This window comes from Ruegeria sp. C8, from assembly GCF_056537565.1.
Map to the genome: position 1 here is coordinate 147391 of NZ_JBQFRV010000011.1, position 24583 is coordinate 171973.

Here is a 24583-nt window from a genome sequence, read left to right on the forward strand (position 1 = left end):
TCAGTCGTCCTTTTGTGGCGGGAACCGATAACGGCCTGCGGCTTCGGTCCAATCCATATGATTGCGCACATATTGCTGGCTGGCATCAGAGGGTGGGTTGTAATCCCAATGCTCACCAGCATCGGCTTCCATCGCCGCATGAAGCGCGCGGCGGGATTTCTGCGTAGCGATCACATCTGTGCGCAGCTGGTCGCTGTTCCAGCGGGCTCTGACTTCGGCGGCAAAGCCTGCAGCGGCTTCGGCATAGGCTGGATCAGCAGCGACATTCACCTTCTCCAACGGGTCAACCGACAGGTCATAAAGCTGTGGTGGATCGATGTCGCAATGGATGTATTTCAGTGGCCCGCGTCGGATCATGAAGACCGGCCAGGGGGTCATTTCGGCGCAGTATTCACCGATCGCCTCGTCCACCGGGTCGGCTTCACCGCGCGCCAGTGGCATTAGTGATCGGCCGTCGACCGTTTCGCCAAACATGTCCGGGGTGCCGCCTCCGATATCAACAAAGGTGGGCAACAGATCCAGTAGCGAACAGGCATTGGGCGCGCGGCCTTTGGCTACCCCCGGCCCGGCCATGATCAAGGGCACGCGAGCCGAGTGTTCGAAGAAGTTCATCTTGTACCACAGGCCGCGCTCACCCAGCATGTCGCCGTGATCTGCAGTGACAATGATGATGGTGTTGTCCAGCTCGCCAATGTCTTTGAGAGTCTTGACGATCTTGCCTACCTGACTGTCGAAGAAGCTGACATTGGCCAGATAGGCACGGCGCGCGCGCCGGACTTCTTCGTCTGTCAGAGGTACATAGCTGGCTTCGATCCCATCCATGACACGGCGCGAGAACGGGTCTTGGTCTTCAGGTGACAACGTGAACTCGGGCATGTCGACGTCATCATCGTTATAGAGGTCCCACCATTCCGGCTGCGCAACATAGGGATCATGTGGGTGAATGAAACTGGCGACCATACAGAAAGGCGCTTCCGATCCGTGCGCCCGATCGCGCCCGCGATCTATCAGCCAACGGCGCGCGGCAAAGCCGACCTCGTCGTCATAGTCGGTCTGGAAGGTGGCGACGGCCACGCCGCTTTCCTTGACCGTCTGCATGTTGTGGTACCACTTGTCGATGCGCTCATCATGGGACTCCCAATCGGGCGTCCAGGCGAAATCGGACGGGTATATGTCGGTGGTCACCCGATCCTGAAACCCGTGTTTCTGGTCGGGGCCTACAAAGTGCATCTTGCCCGACAGGCAGGTGTGATAGCCCAACGTTTTCAGGTAATGCGCGAATGTTGGCACGCTGGCGCGAAATTCGGAGGCATTGTCGTAGGCGGCGATACGGCTGATCAACTGGCCGGACATGAAGGCGAACCGGGAAGGTGCGCAAAGTGGTGAGTTGCAATAGGCCGCATCAAACCGCATCCCGCGCGCGGCCAGCGCATCGATATGCGGTGTCTTGGCGACCGGGTGGCCATAGGCCCCGCAAAACTGCGGTGCCAATTGGTCGGCCATCACGACGACGATATTTGGTGTTGCTGGCATGATGCTGTTCCTCCTTGCCTGCCAATATGCGGTGACTGCGCGCGTTCAGTCACGGGCGGGGAGGAGGTTGGAACTGCATTCTTTTGGAAAACTGACTCACCTGGCGGCCCTTTTGTATGCGTCCAAAACAAGACCGTGGAAATGGTGCACCGCATGTTCCGACATGCCCGAGCCATCAGGGTCGTTCACGATGCGGCCCGCGTCGAAGGCTGGAGTGTTCATCCCTTTCTGCACGCTTTCAACGATGTTGATGTCTTCAACCTGTAACACTTCGTCCAGATAGCGGATCGTCTCGACCTCGGCCTCGTTGGGCTCCTTGGTCTCAAGGAAGAAGTCATAGGTTTCCAGCGTCCGGTCGGGGCCTGCAGGGATGATGTTGAGGATGATCATCGACGACCGACCTGGATACCGCATGATGCAGGTATTGGGCCATAGCCACCAAACGGCATGGGTTTTCACCGTGGCATTCGACACGTCATAAGCGCTGTTGGTCGTGTTGCCCGCATCTGCCATGTGACTGGAATAGATGCCGTGCGTGGTCACCTTGTAGGTGTCCATATCGACAAGTTCGCAAAAATCCTTGTGAGCGGTCGGACAGTGGTAACACTCCAGGAAATTGTCGACCACGTTCTTCCAGTTGGACTTGATGTCATAGGTCAGTCGATGAGCAAATGTCAGCTCTTCGATATCCGGCGCCCAGTGGCGGATTTCGGTTTCCAGATCGCCGGACAGCTCCGACAGGGGTGAGGCCTCTCGATCCAGGTTTACATAAACAAACCCACAAAATTCCTCTACCTGCACCTCATCCAGACAAATCTCTTTGGGCTCGAATCCATTCAGATTCTCGGTATGCGGGGCACGCACCAGCTGTCCATCCAACTTGTAAACCCAGGCGTGATAAGGGCACATGATGCGGGTCGTATTACCTTCGCCCGACAAAAGCTGATGGGCGCGGTGTTTGCAGACATTGTAAAACGCGCGCAGAATGCCTTCCCGATCACGTACCACAGCTATCGGCTGACCAGCGATCTCGATCGTGACAAAGCTGCCTGGTTTGCGCAGCTTTTCGACATGGCAGACCCATTGCCACGTCTTGGCGATGATCTCGCGTAGGTCCACAGCGTGCCAGGCTGGATCCGTATAGGCCTCGGCCCGCAGCGAAAACGAACTGGATGGGTTTTCGTGATAGCCCTTGGAGATATCCGCGAATTGCTGGGACGTTGGCTGTTCAGTCATTGCGGGCGTCTCCTGTGAACAAAACCCTGCCGAGTGACTCGGTCAGAGGTATAGGATCGCGTCTCTCACACATGATCAATGTGCACAGATCGCCGTCTACTTAACTTTATTCGCCACCCGCCTATCGGTCTTGCGGTGCATGGGCCAGGCTCGAAATTCAAAAGGAACGCGGCCTTCCACCCGATCATTGCGCGGTGACAGCCCAAACCGTTCGCGGTATGCGCGGCTGAAATGAACCTGGCTGGCAAAACCCGAGGCCACCGAAACCTCAAGCAAAGACATATCTGTCTGTGTCACCAGCCCGCGTGCACGGTCCAGCCGGATGTCACGATAATACATGGTTGGAGTTTTCTTGACGTGCCGCGCGAACAGCCGATTCAACTGGCGTTGTGACAGGTTTATGGAATCACAGATCTCGGGAATGCTTAGCGGTGTTTCCAGGTTCTGCTCCATCAACGCTATCGCCAGTTTGACCGCTGTGGGGGCCAGTTGACCCATCGGCTCGGCCAGTCCCGGACTTTGCATAGCGCCTTGGGGGCGCACGGTCTGGTGAAAAACGTATCGTGCTGCCGCATTGGCTAGAGCGTCGCCCTTGGTGCCCTTGATGATATGCAAGGCAAAATCCAAGGCTGCCGCGCCGCCGCAACAGGTGATGCGGGCCTTGTCGAATACGAACAACTCCTCAGTGACCTCGACATTGGGATAGAGCTCTTTCATCGCGTCGATATGCTCATAGTGCACCGTGGCACGACGCCCCTTGAGCAAACCAGCTTCGGCGAGGATGAACGCCCCGGTGTCCAGCCCGCCCAGCGTGCTCCCTTGACCGGCCCAACGCCATAGCAATGTATGAAGCGGGGTCGAGTTGTAGGCTTCCGGCGCCCAACTGGACGAGACGATCACGAAATCCTTGCGCCCTTCCTGAACCTCGGCCAGCGCAATCGTGTCGATGGTCATCCCGTTGCTTGCAGTGCAAGGACCGCCGTCCAGGGACGCGATCTGCCACTGGAACCGTGCCTTGCCTTCCAGGTAGTTTGCGGCGCGAAACGGGTCGATGAAACCCACTGTCGCCGCCATGTTGAAGTTTGGAGTTACAAGGACAAGAAGTGTCAGAGTGTTGTTTGGTTGAGACGCCATGAGGCCATCTACGTTAAATGGGCGTCGGGATTGATCAAGACTATCATTTCGATCAGGACCAACACGTGTTGTCTGTTAGTCGCTGTTTAAAGAATGCCTGTCGGTCGAATTCGCATTCGGCTCATTTGGGCAAGAAATTTTTCCCCTACATGCCAGCGATCTGAAAGGCCGCCTTTCTCAAATTGGCACAGGCTGGTTGGGGTCCAAAAGGTCTGTTCAGATTCAGCACACAGAATGGTGATACGGTCCTTCTGAGTCGAATTTTCACGACATCATTTTAGTCTTTGAGCGTTAGGGTACCGAGATACGCTGTTGCTAACTTCGCCATACACCAAAAATTCCACAAACTTCGCCAAAATACACATGTGCGAACGAATCGGCAGACCTGAGATGACATGCTAGGTCGCCGGTTTTTCTAGCGTATGAGAGCCAAGTACAATTGATGGCCCGTGAGATTAACCACAATGTGAAGGGGTTCGGCGCCGAACGGGATGGCAGGATGCGTTACCGCAAGATCGCCCCAATTGGCCGCGATGATGACAGGTCGGAGTTCTTCAACTTTGCCAAGGCGTGATGGTCACTCGAAGTAGATCCCCGAAGAAATCTATAGACTAAAACAACTTTCCAATCAGGCTGCATGTAAAAGTTCATGAGAATCGATCCGGCCAAATGGATCAAAACTGGCTTTGAATGCAAAAGCCCCGCGCAATCTCCGCGCGGGGCCTTTTTGATTTCTGATGTTTGATCTAGTTCCCAGCCGAAACCGAGCCGATCGACCAGAACATCGTCTCGCCCGAGGCATCATCGACGCCGTCATTGTCGGTCATAACGAATGCCTCGCCCGAAGGCAGGATGGCCAAACCTTCGATCTTGTCCAGAACGTAGCCGCCGGTCGAGGTCAGGTCGGGCAGCAAGTCACGGACCTCTTCCTTACTAACCACGGGCAGCTCACTGCCCAGCGGGGCCGGGGTCATTTCAGACAGCGGGATGCGGTAGATTTTCTTGGTCACTGCGCGGTGGTCGTGCTGGTTGTCTCGTTCGATGACATAAACATGGTCGCCGAATGCGGTGATCTCCGACAGACCTACCCAGCCAGTTTCCGGGTCAGTTTTGGGATAGTGCACTGCGCCCCATTCCTTGGCTTCAAGGTTATAGGCGACAAGTTTCACGTGGTTCTTGGGGTCGTCCTTCCATTCGCGCTGAACTGCCATCCACAGGGTGTCTCCAACCTTGGTTATGCCTTCGAACCCGAAGCGATTTTCGACGGCCATCAGTTCCGGCGGCAGGCCTATTTCACCCTTGCGGTCCTTGATCTTGCCTTCGGCCGAGACATGGTAGATCGCGTGGGGGATGACGCGGTCGGTTCGGCCTTCAGAGGCGACATAGAAGCCACCCTTGCCATCCAGCGTGATACCTTCCAGATCCAGCTTTTGCGCCGGGTTGCCGTCCTGACGGCTGATGCGAACGACGTCCACGATGCGGGCCGGGGTCTGGCTGGGGTCGATTTTGAAGATCGAAGGCTGGAAGCCGTAGAAGCTGTCATTAACCGCGTAGATGATGCCATCCTCATCTGCGACCAGACCGGACAGGGCACCCCATCCGATCAACTCATCCGCGCCAGCGGAGGTCAGATGCGGATAAGCGGCGGGGGCATCCTGATACTCAAAAATCGACACATGAGCACGCGGACCGCCATCTTCGATCAGGTCTTTTTCATTGGCCGAGACCAGAAGGTTGCGCTCAGGGATAGCAACGTAGCCTTCCGGCCCCACGCCCGAGGGCAGCAGTTGTTTTAGAACCGGGTTGGCCGGATCGGTGGCGTCATAGACCCCCACGACCGAGGCGCGCTCGGCCCCCACAAAGATCATCGGCGTGCCGCCGAACGTGGCTGCGGTTACGCTTTCGGGCTCAACGCCTTTGCTGTCTGAGCGTTTGTCGGGATAGTGCCCGATCTGGATGATGGCTTTCTCGAAATCGGTGCCGTTCTCGTAAACAACGATGCCGTCCTTGTGGAAGATCGTCCAGCCGCGCGAGCCGCCTTCGTAGTCACCTTCGTTGGCGGTGGCGAAATGGTTGTCGTCGATCCACTTCACCGCATCAGGCTCGCGCAGGCGACCCTCTTGGCTTTCGGTGAAGATCAGCGCGCCGCGCTCATCCGTGGCGTCAATGCCTTCCAGATCAACCGCGCCAGCCGAGAAATGGCTGACTACGTTCCCGTCCTTGTCAACAACCGCGATGTGGTTGTTTTCCTGCAGGGTGATGACGGTTTCGCCCAGAGCGTTGATGTCCACAAACTCAGGCTCGGGGTCGGTGGGCGCGACGTCTGCCAGGCCGGTCAGCGAGGCCATCTTCATGCCAGAGCAATCCAGCGCGCCATCCTTCAACGGTACCAGCGCCAGCGATCCAGCAGGCAGTTGAGGGATAACGCCATCGTTCAGGTCTTCGTCGCGTTCGTTTTCGATCGCCACGGCGACAAAGCTGCCATCTGGGGCAACCGCGACGCTGTCGGGTTGACCACCCAGATCACAGGCGCCGGTTTCCGCCTTGCCTTCGATGTCGACCGAGATCAGTTTGCCCGACGGGGCGGTGTAGCTTTCCGAAGTGTTCACGCCCACAAAAGCCGTCCCACCAACGATCCCAACTGACGTCGGCTCGCCGCCCACTTCCATCGCGCCCAGAGGTGCCGGGTTCGCTGGGTCGGTGATGTCGACCATGCCGATTACACCTAACGGGCTATCTGTATAGACCAACGTCATCCCGTCTGCAGTCGCAGCGATGATCTCGGGTGAGGTCTCACGTTCGGTATCAGTTCCCTCGGCCATATTCTTAACGACGGGGAAAGAAGCAATTCGGTTGAAATTCATTTCTGCCGAAGCCTGGCCGGCGGTCAGGGCAAGGGCAGATGTCAGGCAGACAAAGCGCAACGACATCGGGTGGTATCCTCTCTCACTTGGATGAGAAGGGGATGAACCCGGGACATTGCGGTTTTGTGACGGTTTGGATTCAGTTTGGTGACAAACGTAAAAAAGTGAAGTTCGCATCGTATTCAGTGACCAATTCGAACACCGTCAGATCAAAGGTGGTGCTGCAAGTATTCAGCGTTTTTATCCGAGGCGAGATACTCGTGTTGGTCGCGTCCCGTGCTTCCACATGAGCCAACCGTGGCAAACTCGTTCAGGCGCAAACCTCCTGTCGCTGTGTCCTTATTTCCCATACGGATTGTCCCATGGATTAGTCGCGTGGGGATGATCTGGTTTATCAAATTGGACGAAGCCTAATTGCATACTTCTGAAAGTTGGCAGTCTGCTGCTTAGACGGCATCGCACTTGCAGCGAATGTCTTTAAGGAAGGGGCGCAATCGCGGAAATTAATATATTTAGACAAGGTCGGCCTTGTGCCGCAAATAGCCAATCATCCTTCGTACTTAGATCAACAACACTTTGCCCAAGATGGCCTCGGCCTATCCTTTAGAAAGAACTACCTGAGCCTGCACCCGCAACCTTATACCTGCATTGCCATTGGCCGACTAAGTGGCCCAATACCCGACCCTCAACTGCCAGTTAACCGGAAATTCCGTAACAATCTATTGTTGAAGAGAAAATAACGAAGAGGACGCGCAAGTTGGCGGCCGCTCTGTTCTAATACTGATCGCGCATCATCATAGTAGTAATCAAAGTATGTGCCGCAAAAAAGCTCAAGATATTAGGCCCACATTGGCACCTTCATTGTTCGAAGGCATAGACCTTGCGAATTTGGTACATGGTGTAACCTTGCAGTTAAGTCATGCGGTTTTTCAGCCCCGACACCCCTTTTTCATGCTGGCGTTTCAATAGTTGTACCTGTTATCGCTACTCAGATTTTCAGGGGCTCCAGTTTTCAAGCAGGGTAGATTTTGTTTTGGGCGAAACCTCCGGCGCCATAAATCACGCATGTAAAGATGGCTCCTGCCTGACCGGATTCCTCTACAAAATGTGACCCGAAAACCAAGTTTGCAAAAACTTGTGATTCCCAATTAGGAGAGACGACGGCCTTAGTGTTTGCACTTCAGACCAATGGTAGCTTTGGGTTGACTGTGGTTCTTTGGAGCAAAAATGCAGAAGGCTGCAAAGTTGCGTTGCCGACCTCTGAAGGCAGCGCAACTTTGCGCTTGCAGCGAATGGCAGATTCGGCGGGCCGCATGGCAGCATCCCTGTGTACTGACGGATGTCCGCTTTGAGCCGTTGATGCATCGTGGAAACGGGGTATGCACCGGACCCATTGGTATCTTGCTCACGGTATCTTTCACGTTTAGAAAAACGTACGGACCTTCGAATTCACATCATCGCCTGCGGTAGAACAAATGGCATCCCGCCTGCAGGTACCGTGTTTATCGGCAAGTCGATACCGTAAACCTGCTGCATCGTCTCATTGTTGAGAACGTCGGACACAACACCAGATGACCAGACTTTGCCTTCGCTCAGAATGTATACACTGTCGGCGAACAAAGCTGTCAGGTTCAGATCGTGCATAACCACGACAACACCACCGCCTTGGGCCGCGAAGTCCCGCGCGATGCGCAAAACGATGAACTGATGTGCGACGTCCAGGCTTGCAACGGGTTCATCCAGCAACAACCAGCGCGGCTGATCCAGATCTTTGGTGTCCCAGACTTGCGTCAGAACTCGCGCCATCTGAACGCGTTGCTGCTCACCGCCAGATAGGTTCTGGTAGGACCGCGTTTCGAAGCCTCCGAGGTCAACTTGCATTAATGCCCGAGACGGCAACGTGTCGTCTTCGGCAGCCAAGCCATTCGCCAACCCGAGCCTGACGACTTCGTGCACAGAGAAGGGGAAAGCCACGGTTGTAGACTGCGGAAGAACGCCTCGTATGGCAGCCAATTCCCAAGGCTTTAGTGCCGTGATGTCGTGACTGTTCAATGAGATCCTGCCGGAGCTTTGGATTTCTCCCGACAGTGCTTTCAGCAAAGTCGATTTACCGGATCCATTCGGGCCGATAATGGCTGTGACTTGCCCGGGCTCCGCCTGAAAATCCACACCTTTCAGGATCTCTGTGCTTCCGATCTGTACGCGAACGTTCTCAGCTTTCATACTTACATTCCCATTGAGCCGTGGCGTCGAAGCCGGATCCAGAAAAACACCGGCGCGCCAAGGATCGCGGTCACGATCCCAATTGGTAGCTCCGCCGGAGCAACGATCACGCGACTGATCATATCTGCGCACAACAGCAGCGTGGCCCCCAGCAGAGCTGAATTCATCAGCAAGCGATGGTGGTCTGGTCCAGTGCTGAGACGCAGCAGATGCGGCACCACGATTCCGATAAAACCTATGCCACCCGACACGGCAACGGCGGCACCAGTTGCCCCAGCAACCGTCAGGATCGCGAGGTTTTTGCTTCGCTGGACTGGAATACCCATGTGATGAGCAATAGCCTCACCCATCGCCAAACCGTTCAAAGCACGGGCAAGAAACTGTGTGCAGATAATTGCAGCCAAAATAATCGGGGCAGCCGTTGCAACCTTGGTCCACGTCGCACCAGCCAGTGAGCCCATGCCCCAGAAGGTGAGGTCTCTGAGTTGCTGATCGTCAGCCATGTAGATCATCACTCCGGATACAGCTCCGGCCAAAGCCGCCAGTGCAATGCCTGCAAGCAGCATTGTGGCGACCGATGTCTGCCCTTGGCGCGTGGACACCCGATAAAGGATCAGAACCGAGGCCCATCCCCCCAAAAAGGCCGCAACGGCAACCAGCCCGTCGCCTACCCAGGCGAGGACCGTGCCAGGCAGGAGGCCACCAAAGACGATGGCTGCTATCGCGCCCAACCCAGCACCCGCGCTCACGCCGACAATGCCAGGATCGGCCAGCGGATTGCGGAACAGCCCTTGCATCACCACGCCCGAGACTGCCAGCGCCGCACCAACAAGTATTCCCATCGCCAGACGGGGCAGGCGGATGTCCCACAGAATGATCCGGTTCAGGTCCGACAACTCGCGCCCCTGAAGTAAATCCAATACTGCAATCGCTGGCGAGGCGTCAGACGCTCCGACCGAGACGCTGAACACACTTGTTACGGTCAGGACGACAATTAGAGACAGCGTCACGCGCTTGGCCCTGATCCTTCGCGCGTCGGCGCGCATCGGAGCGCCGTGGTCTAACGCCAGCGTCATGATCCGCTCGCGTTTTGCAACGCCGCCGATAGGTCTGAAATCGCATCCGCTGTACGCGGGCCAAAGCCCAGAAGATACGCACCCGGCATACGGATCAGGGCTTTATTCTGCCCTGCCGGGGTCAGTTGGATCGCGGGTATTGCAAAAAGGTCCTCGTCCGAAGTTGCGTGATTGCCGCGCCGCTCCATCATCAGGATCACGTCGGGCGTTGTGACAGCCAACGCTTCTGGTGTCATGGTCTTGAAGCCATCGACGCCTGCGGCAGCGTTTTCACCGCCCGCCATTCTGATAATGCTATCTGCCTGTGTATCGGCCCCACCGACGGTGATTTCTCTATCCTGTGCAGAAAGAATGAACAACACGCTCAATGGGTCCGCACCCGCGGCGACTGAGGCACTCTCTTGCGCCTGATCCAGTTGTTGCGCGGCGTTTGCAGCAAGCGTTTCAGCCTCAGCTTCAACGCCCAAAGCGGCGCCCACCGCGAGGATTTTTTCCACTATCCCATCGCGAGTAAACTCATCATCGATGGTGACAAATTCCACACCGGCTTCTTCGAGCACCGAAATGGCATCTGGCGGGCCGGAGCCTTCCAATGCCAAGATCAGGTCGGGTGCGACCGACAGCACGCCTTCGGGTGACAGAGCGCGCCTATAGCCCACATCCGGCAAGTCCATCGCATCGGCCGGGTAAGTTGAGGTCCGATCACGGCCCACGAGCCGGTCTTGTTGCCCCAGAGCATAGATGATCTCGGTAACCGAACTGCCAATCGCGATCACGCGTTTTTCCTCGGCTTGCAGCGCTGTGGCCGAGAGTAAGGCAGCCGTGCAGAAAGATAGAAGCAGTCGCACTACATCACCTCATTTTCGGCTATGTCTGATAGCCCGGCAACCAAAGCGTCCCAGGCGGGGCGGTGATCGGTCTCGCCTGCGCGTCGACCGAATATCTGGAAAATCAAACCGCCTTCGGCATCAAATACTTCAACTGAAACAGCGGGTCCGCGCTGGGTCGGTTTAGTGACGGCCCAGACTTCGGCAATATGATCGGTGCGCAGATGCAGGTTGAAATCCGGGTCCAGCAGGTTGAACCAAGGCCCCATCTGTTTCAGGGTTTTGACTGGGCCGCCATGGATTTCAATGCAACCGCGATTGCCGACAAAGACCATGACCTCAAGTCTTTGGTCGCGCACCTGTTCGAACATTTGCGGAATTGTGTTTGGGTCAAGCGCCCGAACCAGTGGCGCACCGGCAATACGATATGCCCCCAACCGGTTCATCTTGAGCTTTGACGTCAAGCGCAGGAATTGATGCGTATCCGTCATCTTGGCCCACTCGCTGCGCAGGATTTCAGCCTTGTCCGGATTGGCCTTGGGTGCCTCGGCTGGCTTGCGCTGCTCGACAGCCATCGTCTGCGATTGGTCGTCTGCGGCCAGCGTCTGAACCAGACGTGCCCAGTGATCCAGATCCGAGCCGTCCCGCAGAAAAATCTTGTGTACCGCATCTCCGGCCGCATCAAATACTTGAATCGAGCGGCGTGTTCCGGAATTCGTTTCACGCTCGACCGCGAAGGCATGAACCCAATGGCTGGGGAACATGCGCAGGTCAATCTCTTGGGTTAGGACCATCGCAGCATGGGCGCCGGGATGATAGTTGTCGTATTGCCCGACTTTCTCGATCACGCAGGAAGGGTTGCGAGTCAGCGCCATGACCTCTCCCAACCCGTTCAACTGGCCAAAAAGCGCATCCATGTCTGATCTCAGCCTTGTTGTGCCGTACCCAGCGAAGGCCGCCACCAGCTGCCCTTCGGACAAACCAAGTGATTCCGCCAGATCGCGATCACGTTTGCCAGCCTTCTCTGCATAGGCGGCACGAATATCCTGAGGGGCCATAAGCACCTGTTCCATAGTGGATTTCCCAACTTCGAGTGGTTTTGTGAAGCGCTGGCCTGGCCCATGATCGCGTCGTTGGCCCGCTGGCAGTGACTGCAAACTCAGTCACGGAAATATGTTGACTATTTTAGTAAGCTTTATTAACGAGCACAAGTCATCGCTGAAAGGCGATTCCAAAAAAACACCAAAAAAGACTGACCTTAGCCAGCGAACTGCAAGCATCTCCGGTCCTCAAACCACTCGAAGGGACAGAAATGCGTGCTTCAATTCGAAAGGCGGGCCTGCTTGGCACCGCCTCTTGCCTCAGTATGATCGCAGCGGCCGCTTGGGCGCAGGAACAGGATGATGGGTTCCTGGGCACACTTGAGCTGGGCGAAAGCAAACGGGAAATCCAGACCGACACCGCTGTACCGATCACCAATATCGATCAGGAAGAGATCAATGACCGTCAGGCCAACACGGTTGCAGAGCTGATCGACACCGTGCCTGGTGTGACTCTGGTGAATGGCTCGACACCGCAGGGGTCTGGCATCAACATTCGGGGCTTCGGCGCCAACAGCACCTTCGGTACCGACCAGAAGGTTCTCATTCTGATCGACGGGGCAACAACCGGTTCGGAAGAGCTGTATCGGATCGGCAACCAACTCTTCACCGATCCACAACTTTACAAGAGCGTGTCGGTGATTCGGGGCACTGTTGGGTCCTTCGAATTCGGTTCGGGCGTCGTGGGAGGCGTGGTTCAATTGGAAACCAAAGACGCCTCGGATTTCACCGGCGGTGAGCCCGGCTTCCGGTTCCGTCAGACGTTGGAAGGCTATTCGAACGGAAGCGGCTTTGCCTCATCGTCGATTCTGGCGTGGCAGCCGAACGAGCAGACCGAGTTTCTGTTCAACTACACCTATCGCGATCAAGACGATCAGGAAGACGGGAATGGCGGCTCGATCGGCAACAGCGCCTTTACCCTGCCTTCCCTGTTGGCGAAGGGTAAATACAGCTTCGGCGACAATCTGGAGCATTCTATCACCGCATCATGGAACCAATCGACCTCGGAAGAACGGGACGTTCCATATGACTCATTCGGTACATCTGCAGACGCTTTTGGAAATGTGGATCGTGATATCGAAACCCGGATTGGCATCCTGCGATATCAATACCGGCCAGCAGACAACGATCTGATCGATTTGGATGTGAACCTCAGCTATTCCGAGCAGTCCATCGACAGCAGCTATGTTCCTGGCTCTTCCAGCTTAGAGGGAACTCCGTTTTTCCCAAGCATTCGGGCTCTTGCGGACGCGTCACATAACTATGAAACCACCAAACTGACGATCAAGAATACCTCGTATTTCCAAACTGGAATCGCTTCGCATGATCTTCGAGCCGGGATCGAGTTCATCAATCGAGAGCGTCTGGATGCTCCGTCAGCCCCGGGTGGGACCGATCGTCGGATTGCCTTGTTCGCTGTCGATGACATTCAGATCGGCGATCAACTGACCATCACACCGGCGCTGCGTTACGAAACGCAGGACATCAAGGGGGATGGCGATACAGCACCTTTCGATGAGAGCTACAATAACAATGCTCTGATGGGGGGACTGTCGGCGCGGTACGAATTCGCAAACGGTTTCGGCATCTTCGGCGGCGGTGCATACACTGAAAGCCTGCCCATCATCGACGACCTTGGTACCCCGGTATTCATGACCCAGCCCGAGAAATCGCGCACCTGGGAAGCAGGGTTTTCGTTCAATCGCGGAGATATCTTTGCCGAGGGCGACATCATACGCGCCAAGGTGAATTTCTACGACACTAACTTGCGGGATGTCACATCGTACAATCAGTCGAATCCGATTACCGGAGCATCTGTTCTTTTGGACAAGGTCGAAACGCACGGTGTGGAAATTGAAGCATCATACGCGAACGTTGGCGGATTCTATGTCGACTTTAACGCAAATGTCGTAAGCGGCACGGAAACCAATGAAAACGGGCAGGAGACCCGCTGGCGCAACGAACCATCGGATTCGGCGCGGATCACATTCGGCAAACGGTTTGGCGAAACGATTGATGTCAGTTGGGAGCTTTTCGGAGCCAGGTCTGGCTTTGATTCTTCAGGCGACCCGGTTGCCGGATATGGCGTCAACACATTGCGCGCGTCCTACTTCCCGCAAGAAGGCGCGCTTGCAGGGTTCGAAGTTAGGGCAGGTATCGAGAATATCTTTGACAAAAACTACCTGCCGAACCTGTCGACGCGCAATGCGCCGGGCCGGAACTTCAAGCTGACAGTGGCCAAAACCTTCTGATCAAAAAATGAAAGGACCAGTTATGCGAATTGCGTCGAAAAGAAATGCTCGGTTGGTCCTGTTGACCCTGCTCCCAATTCTGGGAGCGGGGCTTGCCTCCGCCGAAGAAACCGGTGGCGTTTCGATAGAGCTGAGTTCTGCGGAAGAACGCGACCAAAGCTGCCTGCTCAGCTTTTTGGTCGAGAATAAACATGACACCGATATCGAAGGCGCCGTCTACGAAATGGTCTTATTCGGCGCCGAAGGTGGCGTTGCTCTGCTCACGCTTCTGGATTTCGAGGATATGCCCGCAGGGCGTCCTAGGGTCCGCCAATTTCAGTTCGATGGAATGGCCTGCAACCAAATCACTCGTATCCTGATCAACGACGCTCAGGAATGTGCGCATCAAGGAGGCATGCAGAATGCCTGCATGTCGAACCTGACACTCAAAAGCCGCCTTGAAACGGAAATAATTGGATAGGCCAATGGATACGATCATTCAGAAATTGACAGACGTCCTTGCGCTTGGCGGGCCGGTTGTTGCGATCCTGATCACAACCTCGGTCGCAACCCTGTCGCTCGTAATTTACAAGCTTTGGCAATATGCGGCCGCCGGCGTCGGTCGCCATTTCGAACTGTCTTTGGCGATTGAAGCCTGGGACCGCCGGGACCGGGTTGTTGCGATGGCGCATCTGGACAAAAGCCGCAGCTATCTGGCCCCGGTGATCGCCATGTCATTCAGTGGAGATAGCAGCACGCTGTCCGAGCGTGCCGATGCCGAGGCCGAAGCACGCTTTGCCGGGCTTGAACGGGGCCTCAACGTGCTTGATGTGGTGTCACAGCTTGCACCGCTACTGGGGCTATTCGGCACTGTTCTTGGCATGATCGAAGCCTTCCAGACCCTGCAAGGCGCAGGCAATTCGGTAGATCCTGCACTGCTTGCTGGCGGCATTTGGGTTGCCCTGCTAACAACGGCTGCGGGGTTAGCCGTCGCCATGCCAACCTCGCTTGTGCTGACTTGGTTCGAGTCACGCATGACGCGTGAGCGCATCTTTACCAACCGTGCCTTACGCACCGCTTTCGCACCTGGTCACGCCGCAGAATGCAAAGCGACCGAGATGCCAAAGGCAGCTCTTGTCCATGGCACTTGAGACCCGCACCAAGCGGCGCAAGCACCTGTCGATGACCTCGTTGATCGACGTTATCTTTTTGCTGCTGCTGTTTTTCATGCTTACTTCAACCTACTCGAAATTCGGCGAGATTGAGTTTTCAACGGCTTCGGCAGGAGGGTCAGATCAAGACGTCCCGATCCGCTTTGTGAAGCTTGAACAGGATCGTCTTCTGGTCGACGGGACCGTAACAACCCTGGATAGCGTTACTGAGCTTTTCGACGGGGCCTCCGAACAAATGGCACTGATCAGTCTCGGCCAGAACGCAACTTCGCAACAACTGATTGACCTGCTGACGGCTTTGAAAGGCGTGGCTCACCTACGGACGCAGGTGATCGGATGATGCAACTGAAACCAAAGGCGAGGCGAACCCGAGAACCCACAATTGCTCTGATCAACGTCGTCTTCCTGATGCTGGTTTTCTTCATGATTGCGGGTACGCTTGCCCCACCGCTTGGCAACTCGGTGCAACTGGTTGAAACGCAGAACCTTGAAGGGCGCGAGCCGCCAGATGCGCTCGTCATCCGTGCCGATGGTGTGCTCGAGTATCGCGGGGCCGAGCTGACAGATGTTGAAGCCTATGTTGAACGCGCTTCAATTGACCTGCCGCTGGAAGTAGTACGCTTGGTTCCCGACCGCGCGCTTCCAGCGGTGCGGCTGAAAGCGGTTAGCGATGCGCTTCGTGCCCTAGGCGCAAAAAAGGTCTTTGTGATCACACAAAGAGCGCTGCAATGATCCCCAGTTCTCGCGCAATAGCCGCATCTTCGATCGTGTTGGCTGCTGCGACCCACGGTCTTGCTTTGCATGACTTTGGCCCACAAACGGTGACGCAAATCGAAGGTGGTGGCTTGGTCGAAACTGCGGCGCTTGGGACGTCCTTTAAGGATTTCACTGCTGGAACCATTGCATCCGCGCCGACCACGGCCCGGAAAACGACTGTAGAGCCTGATCAACCAATAAAACAAGCAAACCCCGAGGTGCAGACAGTGAAGACTGCAAAACCTATCGTAAAACAGGTCGCGCCTTCGGCGAAAGAAGCATTGAAAGCGACGGATCCTCTTAAAACAAGCCAGCCCGAATTGACCCAAGCCAAACGGCCTGAGATTGAGCCCAAACGCAGACCTGCAACAACACCTGTGCAAAGCCCAGAACTTGAGAAAAAGAAAGTCGCCCAGCTCGCTGTGAAGGCAGGCAATGGTGAACGCACTCAAAAAAAAGGCAGTACAACAGGCGAAACCGCCAAGGGAGAAGCTGGCGCAGCAAAAACAGCCCGCACGGCCTCGGCTCAAGGCAATGCCGATGCAACCAACTACGCGGGGAAAGTCAAACGCAAGATCCTCCGCGCGCGACGCAAAAGCGCGAACATCCGCGGTGCGGTTCTGGTGACGTTTCGCATCGCTGACAGCGGAGCTTTGGTATCGGCCAACATTGCCCGCAGTTCAGGTTCAAAGCGTTTGGACCAGATCGCCTTGTCACAGGTGCGCACGGCCGCACCTTTCCCAATTCCGCCTGTCGGGGCCCGTCGCGAGTACACTATAGAAATTTTGAGCAAGTAGCGGTGAATGCACGAGGGAGGAAAGTTTTAAGAACCATATGATCAGCACCAGATTGCGACAGCGCGAGTGCGAAGGGTGATCTCAAAATGCCAGATAGTACGCGTTAGCTAAGCTATGCAATAGCCGCACTGATGCTTCCGATGAGGGAGATTTGCCACCTTAGGGCCAGGAATCATGGCCAAGGGATGACGGGTGCAGCGAGGGTGATGGCAGAGACGAAGACTTTCGGGCAGCGGTCGTATAGGGTTGCCACGCGCCGCCAGTCCTTAAGCCTTCCAAACATGATCTCGATCCGGTTGCGGCGTTTGTACCTGCGCTTGTCGTATTTGACCTGGGTCTCGCGTTGTTTGCGGTCTAGGATGCAGGCGCTGATCAAATTGTTTTTAAACGCTTCTCTGAACCAGCCGGCATCACAATCCCGGTCACCGAGTAGCCAATCGACGTCCGGAAGGCTGCTTAACGACTCCGGTGCACCAATTTAGTCACTGACCAGACCGGTAGTGACAAGGAGGTTGATCGGTTTGCCCAAACTATCTCAGATGGCATTCAGCTTCGTGTAAGTGTAGGCTGGCGCCGACCTACTAGGCGTTCACGCGCCTCTTTTTGACGCTAAGTCTGGTCGCCGTGCGGTGCGCGTTCAGGTAAGTCGCGTTGATCATCACGGTCTTCTCTTCGCCATGCGCGGTGGCCAGAGCAGCCATCATCCGGGCGAAGATGCCCTTATCGCTCCACAGCTTCCAACGGATGTACCGCGTCTTATGAGGCCCAGATACCGCCGGGGCATCACGCTATCGCATGCCTTCGATTTTGATGACGAGAAACCCGCTCAATACGCGCCGGTCTTCAACTCATGGCTTGCCATGGGACTTCGGGAAGAAAGGCCCAGGACAAGCCATCTGCGCTTCTGTCAGCCAAAATTGATCTGATATGTTCAAATCTCAGTTTTCAAAACGTGAATCATACCGTCCGAAGGAAATCATGGGTCCTGACCCCATAACTCTTGGGATGGACGGCTAAAACCTACTGTGATCCTATGCTGTCGCAGTTCATGGGCAGTCAATGCGATCAGCTTCTCATATTTTAGGTATTGTAGTAGCCATTGCCGCCAGCTTTGGCCTCTATTTGGTTTCCTACCAATACTTCGTTTCGGAGGAGCTTTCGAACGCTCAGGGCCGGCTCTCTCTTTACCAAAGCTCGGTGAACAGCGAACTCGAACGATTTTCCCACCTTACATATGTGCTGTCACAAGACTCCTTTGTAATTGGAACAGCCGAAGGCGATGGCACCGGAACATTGAACCGACGCCTTGAGGATTTTGCCGAACAGGCAGGTCTGGATGCGATCTACTTGATGGACGAAGACGGGATCACGATTTCCGCATCGAACTACCGCGAAATAGGGAGCTTTGTTGGCCAGAACTATGCTTTCCGCCCGTATTTCCAAAGTGCCATTTCTGGTGAACAGGGCCGCTTCTACGCCATCGGGGCCACAACGGGTTTGCCGGGTTACTTCATTGCGAACGCAGTGCTGAACGACCGAGGAGCTCCAACAGGTGTCGTAGCAATCAAGATCGACTTCTCTGATCTTCAGGATAGTTGGAAAAACTCGGGCGAACAGGTCCTTTTGGCCAATGAAGACGGCGTCGTTCTGCTGTCTTCGAACGCGGATTGGCAATATCGCGCGTTGACGCCATTGTCGGAACCACAGCGAGAGCGAATTCGAGATGCCAGGCAGTTTCCGGGGCGAGACTTAGATGCGTTGGATTGGGTTGAGTTGCCGGGAGACCAGGCCAGAATTGCGGGGACGAAGCGCCTGCATCTTGCAGCTAAGGATCTACCTCATGGCTGGTCGCTTCACTACTTTGCGAGTGACGATCAGGCCGTAGCGCGCAGTTGGCTTGTAACTGCAATTTTTGTCCTTTTGGCGGGGCTCACATTTATCTTCTTCCAAATACAACGCGCGAGACGCGTAAGCGCGGCCTTGGCGCGGTCCGAAGAAGAAGAAGCAAAGCTGCGCGAGGCGAATGAACGGCTTGCCATCGAAATCGACGACCGCAAGACAGCCGAACGTAGCCTCAAACGCACCCAGAGCGAGTTGGAGCGCGCAAGCCGACTGGCGGCTCTGGGGCAACTCTCCGCGTCGGTCACACATGAATTGGGCCAGCCCATAGCTGCGATGCGCAATCACCTGGTGGCAGCAGAGATCTCATCTACCGGTGAGACCAAGTTGCCGCAAAAAATCGGAAGCCTTGTCGACAGGATGGAAGGGATCACGCGCCAATTGCGGTTCTTTGCACGGTCAGAGAATGAGGCGTTTGATGACGTAGACTTATTTACTTCGGTCAATGCCGCTTTGGCTCTGGTTGCGCCAAACATTGAGCAGGGCAGGGCGAAAATCTCAGTTGATGCGCCGACTGTTCCGGTCTTTATCCGGGGCAGTGCCCTGCGGGTCGAACAGGTCATCACCAATCTTTTGCGAAATGCCATAGATGCTACGGAAGAAGCGGATGCGCCTGAAATCCAAATCTCTATCACGGCTTCTGATGATGAGGCAGTGTTGGAAATTCAGGACAACGGTCACGGATTGGGCGAGGCAACGCTGGCTGAGTTGCAAGAGCCATTTGTAACCACAAAAGAGAGCGGGCGAGGCATGGGCTTAGGACTGGCGATTTCCACCAGCATTGTCAAAGATCACGATGGCACAATGACGGCCCGTAACCGCGATGGTGGAGGAACAATTTTCCGCGTCACCTTCCCGATGGCCTCAAATACTGAAGAAACGGACGAATGACCCAGCAGCAACCTTTCAAAGTTCTGATCGTTGATGATGACAAATCGATGCGACATTCTCTTGTCGAGTTGCTCGAAGCCGCTGGCTGGACTGTTAGCGCCCTTTCGCGCGCGACCCAGGTGACGGAGTATCTGGTCAGCGCGTCGCCCGATGTCATTCTGTCCGACGTGCGTATGCCCGGCATGACGGGGCTTGAATTGCTGGCCAGTTTGGACAGGCATGTGGCGCCTCCGGTGGTTTTGATTTCAGCACATGGTGATATCCCGATGGCGGTTCAGGCTATACGGGACGGGGCGTATGGGTTTATCGAAAAGCCATATGAACCTCGGCGATTGCTGACGGTGCTGAGGCACGCGGCCGAGCAAAACCGAATGCGGAAAAGCAATGCCCGCCTTAAAGATCGGCTATTCAAACTGTCAGGGCTTGACCGCATCCTGCTGGGCCAAACAGACGCCATTACAGACCTGCGACAAGACGTACTTGACCTTGCCGATACGTCGGTTGCGGTTTTGTTGCAGGGGGATACCGGCACTGGGAAAGAGCTGGTTGCCCATGCTTTACATGATTTGGGCCGCGCGCCGGAGGCTCCGTTCTTGGCGCTGAACTGCGCCGCATTGTCGGCCGATACGTTTGAAGCGGAAATGTTCGGGGTCGCAGGTGAATCTGACGGCAGGCTTGTGGCGGCATCGGGCGGAACCTTGTTTCTGGATGAAATCTGCTCGTGCCCACCAGCGGCGCAGGCCAAGCTACTAAGGGTCATCGAAGATCAGCAGGTCCTGCCGGTGGGGGCTGTGTCGCCGGTGCCGGTAAGTTTCAGGGTCGTGTCAGCAACCAACGAAGACGTTGTACTGGCCGCCGAGGAAGGCCGCCTGCGTCAGGACCTATTGTTTCGACTAAATACTGTCGTCCTTACTTTACCTCCGCTACGGCAAAGACGGGATGATCTGGTTCTGCTGGCGACGCATTTCTTGAGCGAATACGCGCAGGTTTATGAGATTGACGCGCCAGAGCTTGATCAGGACGATTTGGCCGCTCTGCTTGCCCATGACTGGCCCGGCAATGTGCGAGAATTGCGCCATGTCTGCGAACGGCGCATTTTAGCGGCGCGACGCGGAGGAGGGTCGATGGCGCAGGCTATACACAGCGATCAACACTTTGACGAAGTACCGGATACACTGCGCGAGGCGGTTGCTGCTTTTGAGCGCGAGCTCATCGGCAAAGCCATCAAGGCACATAAAGGCCGCATGGATGCCGCCGCCGAAGCGCTTGGGATTGGCCGCCGGACGCTCAATGAAAAGATCGTCAAGCTCGGTCTCGACAAAGAGGCGCTGTTGTAAGCGAAACCACTCTGCGGATATCCGCAGAGGAACAGAAATTTCCCGCGCGTTTTCCTTCATAGGCAGGCTGCTGCGCATCCTGAATACTCTGCCCAAACACATTGCGTGATCTGGGAGGAGCCAATATGCGCAAACATCTTAACCGGGCGGCCATTGCCGCCCTGTCACTGACCGTTGCATCCGAAGCGCTGGCTGTCGAATGGAACGTTTCCCTGTGGGGCAAGCGTCGTGCCTTTACCGAACACGTCGAGAAACTTGCTGAATTGGTGAGCGAAAAGACGGACGGTGAGTTCACACTCAACATCAGCTATGGCGGTTTGTCGAAGAACAAAGAAAACCTCGATGGGATTTCGATCGGTGCGTTTGAAATGGCCCAATTCTGCGCAGGCTATCACCGCGACAAGAACCCCTCGATCACTGTCATGGAACTGCCGTTTCTGGGCGTGACATCCCTTGAACAAGAAATTGATCTGTCGATGGCCGTTTATCAACACCCGGCCGTTGTTGAGGATCTGGCCCGCTGGGACGCGACTCTGCTGATGCCGTCGCCACTGCCGCAGTACAACCTTGTGGGTGTCGGTGAAGCGCCGAAATCTCTAACCGATTTTGAAGGTCTAAGCGTAAGGGCGACCGGCGGCATCGGTAAAGCGATGGAGACGGTTGGGGCAGTTCCGACCTCGATGTCTGCATCCGAAGTGCGCCAGGCAATGGATAGTGGCATCGTCAAAGCGGTCAGCTTTGCGCCACATGCGCATATGTCATTTGGCACCATTGAAAACGGCACGTGGTGGACGACGAACCTCAACCCCGGCACCGTCAACTGCCCTGTCGTGGTGAACACGCTGGCGCTGGAAGATTTATCTGACGAACACCGCAAAGCGCTGTTGGGATCGGTGGAAGAGGCACTGGATCATTACGTGAGCCACTACCAGACCAAAACGATGGAAGCGTGGGGCCCAGAGTTGGATCAACGCGGTATTGAACGGGTCACTTTCAGCGATGAAGAAATCGCAGCGTTCAAAGAAGCCGCTGCCGCCCCCGCGGCCGAGGCCTGGATTGCAGAAAACACCGAGCGCGGCCTGCCAGCACAAGAGCTTTATGACCTTGTGACTGGCAAGATCGCAAACGGTAGCTAATCCACTCACAGCCCGGCGTCGGCCAAGCTGGCGTCGGGTGCCTTTTTCCTGACAGCGGAGTACAAAGATGGCCGGGTCATCCCAAGTGCTGTCCGACGACAGCCGTCTCAGCATTCTCGATCAACGTCTCTACAAACTGGAAAGCTTTTTGGCTCTGATCAGCGGTCTTGCAGTTTTCTCGCTGATGGTCATGGCCGTGGTTTCCGTTGGTGGCCGGAATTTCGCCAATGCGCCGCTTCCCGGTTACGTGGACTGGATCGAGCAGGCCATGCCGTTGATCGCCTTCATGGGGATTTCTTATGCGCAGCGTGATGGCGGTCATATCCGAATGGACATGGTTGTTGGCGCGCTCAAGGGCCGGACGCTCTATATCGTTGAGTTCATCACGACCGCAGTCATTCTGGCGCTGATCGTCTTGCTGATCTGGGGGAGCTGGGCGCATTTCGCACGCAGCTTTGACTTTGGTGCTCCACTCTGGAGCCGCGACAGCTCCATCGACATCGGTATCCCGCTGTGGCCGGCCAAGCTGTTGGCACCCGTCGCCTTTAGCGTGCTTTGCCTAAGGCTTGCTCTACAGCTTTGGGCCTACAGTCGTGCGATCCGGCACCCCGATCAGGCACCGATTGCCGTCCCGCTAGTTGCCGATGCAGCGACCCAAGCTGCAATGGAAGCCGAGCACGTCTCGGGCCACGACAACTGAGGTTAAATCTTATGGAACCCATAGATATTGGTCTGATCGTATCGGGCGGTATGCTTGTTCTTGTGGTGTTGGGGATGCGCGTGGCCTTCGCCGCCGCGACAGCTGGCATGGTTGGTCTGATCTGGATCTTCTGGGCCAAGTTTGGGTATGACCCGGCGCGGTTCGGCAAGGCTGTGACTGTGGCCGTCAAGACAGCGGGGCAGGTGCCGCACTCTAAGATCTCAAGCCAAGCGTTGAGCCTTATCCCGACTTTCATTCTGATTGGCTACCTCGCTTATTATGCGGGGCTAACCAAAGCCTTGTTCGAAGCCGCAAAGCGTTGGCTGGCATGGGTTCCCGGCGGGCTGGCTGTCTCGACAGTTTTTGCGACTGCTGGGTTCGCTGCGGTTTCCGGGGCCTCGGTCGCCACTTCCGCTGTGTTCGCGCGTATCGCCATCCCCGAGATGTTGAAGATCGGCTACGACAAGCGTTTTGCTGCAGGTGTCGTTGCTGCAGGCGGTACGCTCGCCTCGCTCATTCCGCCTTCGGCCATTCTGGTCATCTACGCGATTATAGTCGAGCAGGATGTGGGCAAACTGCTGTTGGCGGGATTCATCCCGGGCATGTTCTCGGCTGTGATTTATGGCCTGCTTATCATTGGCATGGCCGTCGTAATCAAAGGGTTTGGTCCCGCGGTCACCGGATTTACATGGAAAGAACGTTTCCTCTCGTTGCCGCCCGCATTGCCCATCGTGATTGTCGTCGTTACTATCATCTTCTTTGTCTACAATCCATTCGGCGGCGATGCCTGGGGTACGCCAACCGAAGGCGGCGCAATTGGAGCATTCGTAGTGTTCCTGATGGCGCTGTATCAGGGTATGCGCTGGTCCGAACTCAAAGACGCGCTTTTGGAAACCGCCAAGCTGAGCGTCATGATTTTCACGATCATTTGGGGCGTTTTGGTTTACGTTCGTTTTCTTGGTTTCGCCGAGTTGCCAAGTGCATTCTCCGACTGGATCACCTCGCTAGAAATGTCTCCAATGCTGATCCTGATCTGTATTCTTCTGGCTTACGCAGTGTTGGGTATGTTCATGGATGCGATAGGTATGCTGCTGCTGACGTTGCCGGTCGTGTACCCTGCTGTCATGGCTCTGAACGGTGGTGAGACCGTAAGTGCAGCCGAGAGTACCTTCGGTATGTCTGGGCCCATGTGTGCCATCTGGTTTGGCATTCTGGTTGTCAAAATGGCCGAGTTTTGCCTGATCACCCCACCTATCGGGCTGAATTGCTTTGTGGTGGCTGGTGTGCGGGATGACCTAAGCGTGCAGGATGTCTTTAAGGGTGTAACGCCTTTCTTTCTAGCGGATGCTGCGACCATCGCGATGCTCGTCGTCTTCCCTGCGATTGTTCTATGGCTTCCAGGACAGGTCTGAACCACATGGGTTGGTTTTGGAGTGCGGTTTGCCGGTGCGGCCAAGGCCTGCATCAATCAGCTGCGTGGCAGAATTCATGACACTTGTTCAATGTCCAGTTTTGACCGTCCTCGCCGGGACGGTTAGTGCCATGGTCTATCTATTCTGCGGATGACAAAATGACCGGAGAGAGCCTAGCAGAGACATCTCCACATCTTCGCATTACAATCGGTCAAAATGGAAACGGAACGCCATACCGGAAAAGAACCTAGGATTGCCC

20 protein-coding genes and 1 pseudogene are annotated in these 24583 nt (G+C 55.7%); 12 read left to right on the top strand and 9 right to left on the bottom strand.

The genetic code is table 11. From position 1 onward, the window contains the following. The 3 genes from betC to ACR0KL_RS15455 all read right to left on the bottom strand — a co-directional run bounded on the left by betC (position 1) and on the right by ACR0KL_RS15455 (position 3903). On the bottom strand, positions 1 to 1533 hold the full coding sequence (gene betC, locus ACR0KL_RS15445; RefSeq protein ID WP_480777227.1) for a choline-sulfatase: 1533 nt from the start codon (positions 1531 to 1533) through the stop codon (positions 1 to 3). A 96-nt stretch (positions 1534 to 1629) separates the two neighbouring features. Continuing rightward, the gene (locus tag ACR0KL_RS15450) at positions 1630 to 2769 is read right to left on the bottom strand and encodes a ring-hydroxylating oxygenase subunit alpha (protein ID WP_170473975.1); all 1140 of its coding nucleotides are present in this window, start codon (positions 2767 to 2769) and stop codon (positions 1630 to 1632) included. A 96-nt stretch (positions 2770 to 2865) separates the two neighbouring features. Further along, positions 2866 to 3903: a GlxA family transcriptional regulator gene (locus tag ACR0KL_RS15455; RefSeq protein ID WP_480777228.1), complete on the bottom strand. Its 1038-nt coding sequence runs from the start codon at positions 3901 to 3903 to the stop codon at positions 2866 to 2868. Between the two features lie 442 nt (positions 3904 to 4345). On the opposite strand from ACR0KL_RS15455, the gene ACR0KL_RS15460 reads away from it, so the two are divergent. After that, on the top strand, positions 4346 to 4477 hold the full coding sequence (locus ACR0KL_RS15460; RefSeq protein WP_480555268.1) for a hypothetical protein: 132 nt from the start codon (positions 4346 to 4348) through the stop codon (positions 4475 to 4477). A gap of 172 nt (positions 4478 to 4649) precedes the next feature. Here ACR0KL_RS15460 and ACR0KL_RS15465 read toward each other — a convergent pair whose 3' ends face one another. The 5 genes from ACR0KL_RS15465 to ACR0KL_RS15485 form a co-directional block, all read right to left on the bottom strand. Then, positions 4650 to 6833, bottom strand: coding sequence for an esterase-like activity of phytase family protein (locus ACR0KL_RS15465; RefSeq protein ID WP_170680052.1), 2184 nt, complete (start codon positions 6831 to 6833; stop codon positions 4650 to 4652). A 1383-nt stretch (positions 6834 to 8216) separates the two neighbouring features. Further along, complete coding sequence (locus tag ACR0KL_RS15470; protein WP_170680050.1) at positions 8217 to 8990, bottom strand: heme ABC transporter ATP-binding protein; 774 nt, start codon at positions 8988 to 8990, stop codon at positions 8217 to 8219. Positions 8991 to 8992: 2 nt separating this feature from the next. Continuing rightward, positions 8993 to 10066 (bottom strand): iron ABC transporter permease, encoded by a 1074-nt coding sequence (locus ACR0KL_RS15475; RefSeq protein WP_170680048.1) that lies wholly within the window; start codon positions 10064 to 10066, stop codon positions 8993 to 8995. Continuing rightward, positions 10063 to 10914, bottom strand: coding sequence for an ABC transporter substrate-binding protein (locus ACR0KL_RS15480; protein WP_170680046.1), 852 nt, complete (start codon positions 10912 to 10914; stop codon positions 10063 to 10065). The genes ACR0KL_RS15475 and ACR0KL_RS15480 overlap by 4 nt, the downstream gene beginning before the upstream one ends. Further along, positions 10914 to 11966, bottom strand: a complete 1053-nt coding sequence (locus ACR0KL_RS15485; RefSeq protein ID WP_170680044.1) for a ChuX/HutX family heme-like substrate-binding protein — start codon at positions 11964 to 11966, stop codon at positions 10914 to 10916. Before ACR0KL_RS15485 ends, ACR0KL_RS15480 begins: the two co-directional genes overlap by 1 nt. A gap of 239 nt (positions 11967 to 12205) precedes the next feature. Between ACR0KL_RS15485 and ACR0KL_RS15490 the strand changes: the two genes are divergently transcribed. The 6 genes from ACR0KL_RS15490 (at position 12206) to tolA (ending at position 16949) form a co-directional block, all read left to right on the top strand. Then, entirely contained in the window at positions 12206 to 14245 is a 2040-nt protein-coding gene (locus ACR0KL_RS15490; protein WP_170680042.1) for a TonB-dependent receptor domain-containing protein, read from the top strand. Positions 14246 to 14306: 61 nt separating this feature from the next. Continuing rightward, on the top strand, positions 14307 to 14705 hold the full coding sequence (locus ACR0KL_RS15495; protein WP_480555272.1) for a hypothetical protein: 399 nt from the start codon (positions 14307 to 14309) through the stop codon (positions 14703 to 14705). A 4-nt stretch (positions 14706 to 14709) separates the two neighbouring features. Next, on the top strand, positions 14710 to 15375 hold the full coding sequence (locus tag ACR0KL_RS15500; protein ID WP_170680040.1) for a MotA/TolQ/ExbB proton channel family protein: 666 nt from the start codon (positions 14710 to 14712) through the stop codon (positions 15373 to 15375). Next, positions 15365 to 15736, top strand: coding sequence for a biopolymer transporter ExbD (locus ACR0KL_RS15505; protein WP_170680038.1), 372 nt, complete (start codon positions 15365 to 15367; stop codon positions 15734 to 15736). The genes ACR0KL_RS15500 and ACR0KL_RS15505 overlap by 11 nt, the downstream gene beginning before the upstream one ends. Continuing rightward, complete coding sequence (locus ACR0KL_RS15510; protein ID WP_170680036.1) at positions 15733 to 16128, top strand: ExbD/TolR family protein; 396 nt, start codon at positions 15733 to 15735, stop codon at positions 16126 to 16128. The genes ACR0KL_RS15505 and ACR0KL_RS15510 overlap by 4 nt, the downstream gene beginning before the upstream one ends. 113 nt (positions 16129 to 16241) lie before the next feature. Continuing rightward, positions 16242 to 16949, top strand: a complete 708-nt coding sequence (gene tolA / locus ACR0KL_RS15515) for a TonB family protein (protein ID WP_170680034.1) — start codon at positions 16242 to 16244, stop codon at positions 16947 to 16949. A 172-nt stretch (positions 16950 to 17121) separates the two neighbouring features. Here the strand turns inward: tolA and ACR0KL_RS15520 are convergent. After that, positions 17122 to 17878 (bottom strand): annotated as a pseudogene (locus ACR0KL_RS15520) (IS5 family transposase). A 130-nt stretch (positions 17879 to 18008) separates the two neighbouring features. On the opposite strand from ACR0KL_RS15520, the gene ACR0KL_RS15525 reads away from it, so the two are divergent. From ACR0KL_RS15525 to ACR0KL_RS15545, 5 genes are all read left to right on the top strand, one after another. Then, entirely contained in the window at positions 18009 to 19739 is a 1731-nt protein-coding gene (locus tag ACR0KL_RS15525) for a sensor histidine kinase (RefSeq protein ID WP_480777229.1), read from the top strand. Then, positions 19736 to 21076, top strand: coding sequence for a sigma-54-dependent transcriptional regulator (locus ACR0KL_RS15530; protein ID WP_170680030.1), 1341 nt, complete (start codon positions 19736 to 19738; stop codon positions 21074 to 21076). The genes ACR0KL_RS15525 and ACR0KL_RS15530 overlap by 4 nt, the downstream gene beginning before the upstream one ends. A 125-nt stretch (positions 21077 to 21201) precedes the next feature. Further along, positions 21202 to 22212: a TRAP transporter substrate-binding protein DctP gene (gene dctP, locus ACR0KL_RS15535; protein ID WP_170680028.1), complete on the top strand. Its 1011-nt coding sequence runs from the start codon at positions 21202 to 21204 to the stop codon at positions 22210 to 22212. Between the two features lie 67 nt (positions 22213 to 22279). Further along, entirely contained in the window at positions 22280 to 22912 is a 633-nt protein-coding gene (locus tag ACR0KL_RS15540; RefSeq protein ID WP_480777230.1) for a TRAP transporter small permease subunit, read from the top strand. 11 nt (positions 22913 to 22923) lie between these two features. Continuing rightward, complete coding sequence (locus tag ACR0KL_RS15545) at positions 22924 to 24324, top strand: TRAP transporter large permease (protein WP_170680024.1); 1401 nt, start codon at positions 22924 to 22926, stop codon at positions 24322 to 24324. The last annotated feature ends 259 nt before the right edge of the window (positions 24325 to 24583 follow it).

What these genes read in the sequence shown, in the direction of transcription:
- betC (WP_480777227.1), bottom strand. Translation starts at nt 1,533, where the DNA reads ATGCCAGCAACACCAAATATCGTCGTCGTGATGGCCGACCAATTGGCA.
- ACR0KL_RS15450 (WP_170473975.1), bottom strand. Translation starts at nt 2,769, where the DNA reads ATGACTGAACAGCCAACGTCCCAGCAATTCGCGGATATCTCCAAGGGC.
- ACR0KL_RS15455 (WP_480777228.1), bottom strand. Translation starts at nt 3,903, where the DNA reads ATGGCGTCTCAACCAAACAACACTCTGACACTTCTTGTCCTTGTAACT.
- ACR0KL_RS15460 (WP_480555268.1), top strand. Translation starts at nt 4,346, where the DNA reads ATGGCCCGTGAGATTAACCACAATGTGAAGGGGTTCGGCGCCGAACGG.
- ACR0KL_RS15465 (WP_170680052.1), bottom strand. Translation starts at nt 6,833, where the DNA reads ATGTCGTTGCGCTTTGTCTGCCTGACATCTGCCCTTGCCCTGACCGCC.
- ACR0KL_RS15470 (WP_170680050.1), bottom strand. Translation starts at nt 8,990, where the DNA reads ATGAAAGCTGAGAACGTTCGCGTACAGATCGGAAGCACAGAGATCCTG.
- ACR0KL_RS15475 (WP_170680048.1), bottom strand. Translation starts at nt 10,066, where the DNA reads ATGACGCTGGCGTTAGACCACGGCGCTCCGATGCGCGCCGACGCGCGA.
- ACR0KL_RS15485 (WP_170680044.1), bottom strand. Translation starts at nt 11,966, where the DNA reads ATGGAACAGGTGCTTATGGCCCCTCAGGATATTCGTGCCGCCTATGCA.
- ACR0KL_RS15490 (WP_170680042.1), top strand. Translation starts at nt 12,206, where the DNA reads ATGCGTGCTTCAATTCGAAAGGCGGGCCTGCTTGGCACCGCCTCTTGC.
- ACR0KL_RS15500 (WP_170680040.1), top strand. Translation starts at nt 14,710, where the DNA reads ATGGATACGATCATTCAGAAATTGACAGACGTCCTTGCGCTTGGCGGG.
- ACR0KL_RS15505 (WP_170680038.1), top strand. Translation starts at nt 15,365, where the DNA reads ATGGCACTTGAGACCCGCACCAAGCGGCGCAAGCACCTGTCGATGACC.
- ACR0KL_RS15510 (WP_170680036.1), top strand. Translation starts at nt 15,733, where the DNA reads ATGATGCAACTGAAACCAAAGGCGAGGCGAACCCGAGAACCCACAATT.
- ACR0KL_RS15525 (WP_480777229.1), top strand. Translation starts at nt 18,009, where the DNA reads ATGCGATCAGCTTCTCATATTTTAGGTATTGTAGTAGCCATTGCCGCC.
- ACR0KL_RS15530 (WP_170680030.1), top strand. Translation starts at nt 19,736, where the DNA reads ATGACCCAGCAGCAACCTTTCAAAGTTCTGATCGTTGATGATGACAAA.
- dctP (WP_170680028.1), top strand. Translation starts at nt 21,202, where the DNA reads ATGCGCAAACATCTTAACCGGGCGGCCATTGCCGCCCTGTCACTGACC.
- ACR0KL_RS15540 (WP_480777230.1), top strand. Translation starts at nt 22,280, where the DNA reads ATGGCCGGGTCATCCCAAGTGCTGTCCGACGACAGCCGTCTCAGCATT.
- ACR0KL_RS15545 (WP_170680024.1), top strand. Translation starts at nt 22,924, where the DNA reads ATGGAACCCATAGATATTGGTCTGATCGTATCGGGCGGTATGCTTGTT.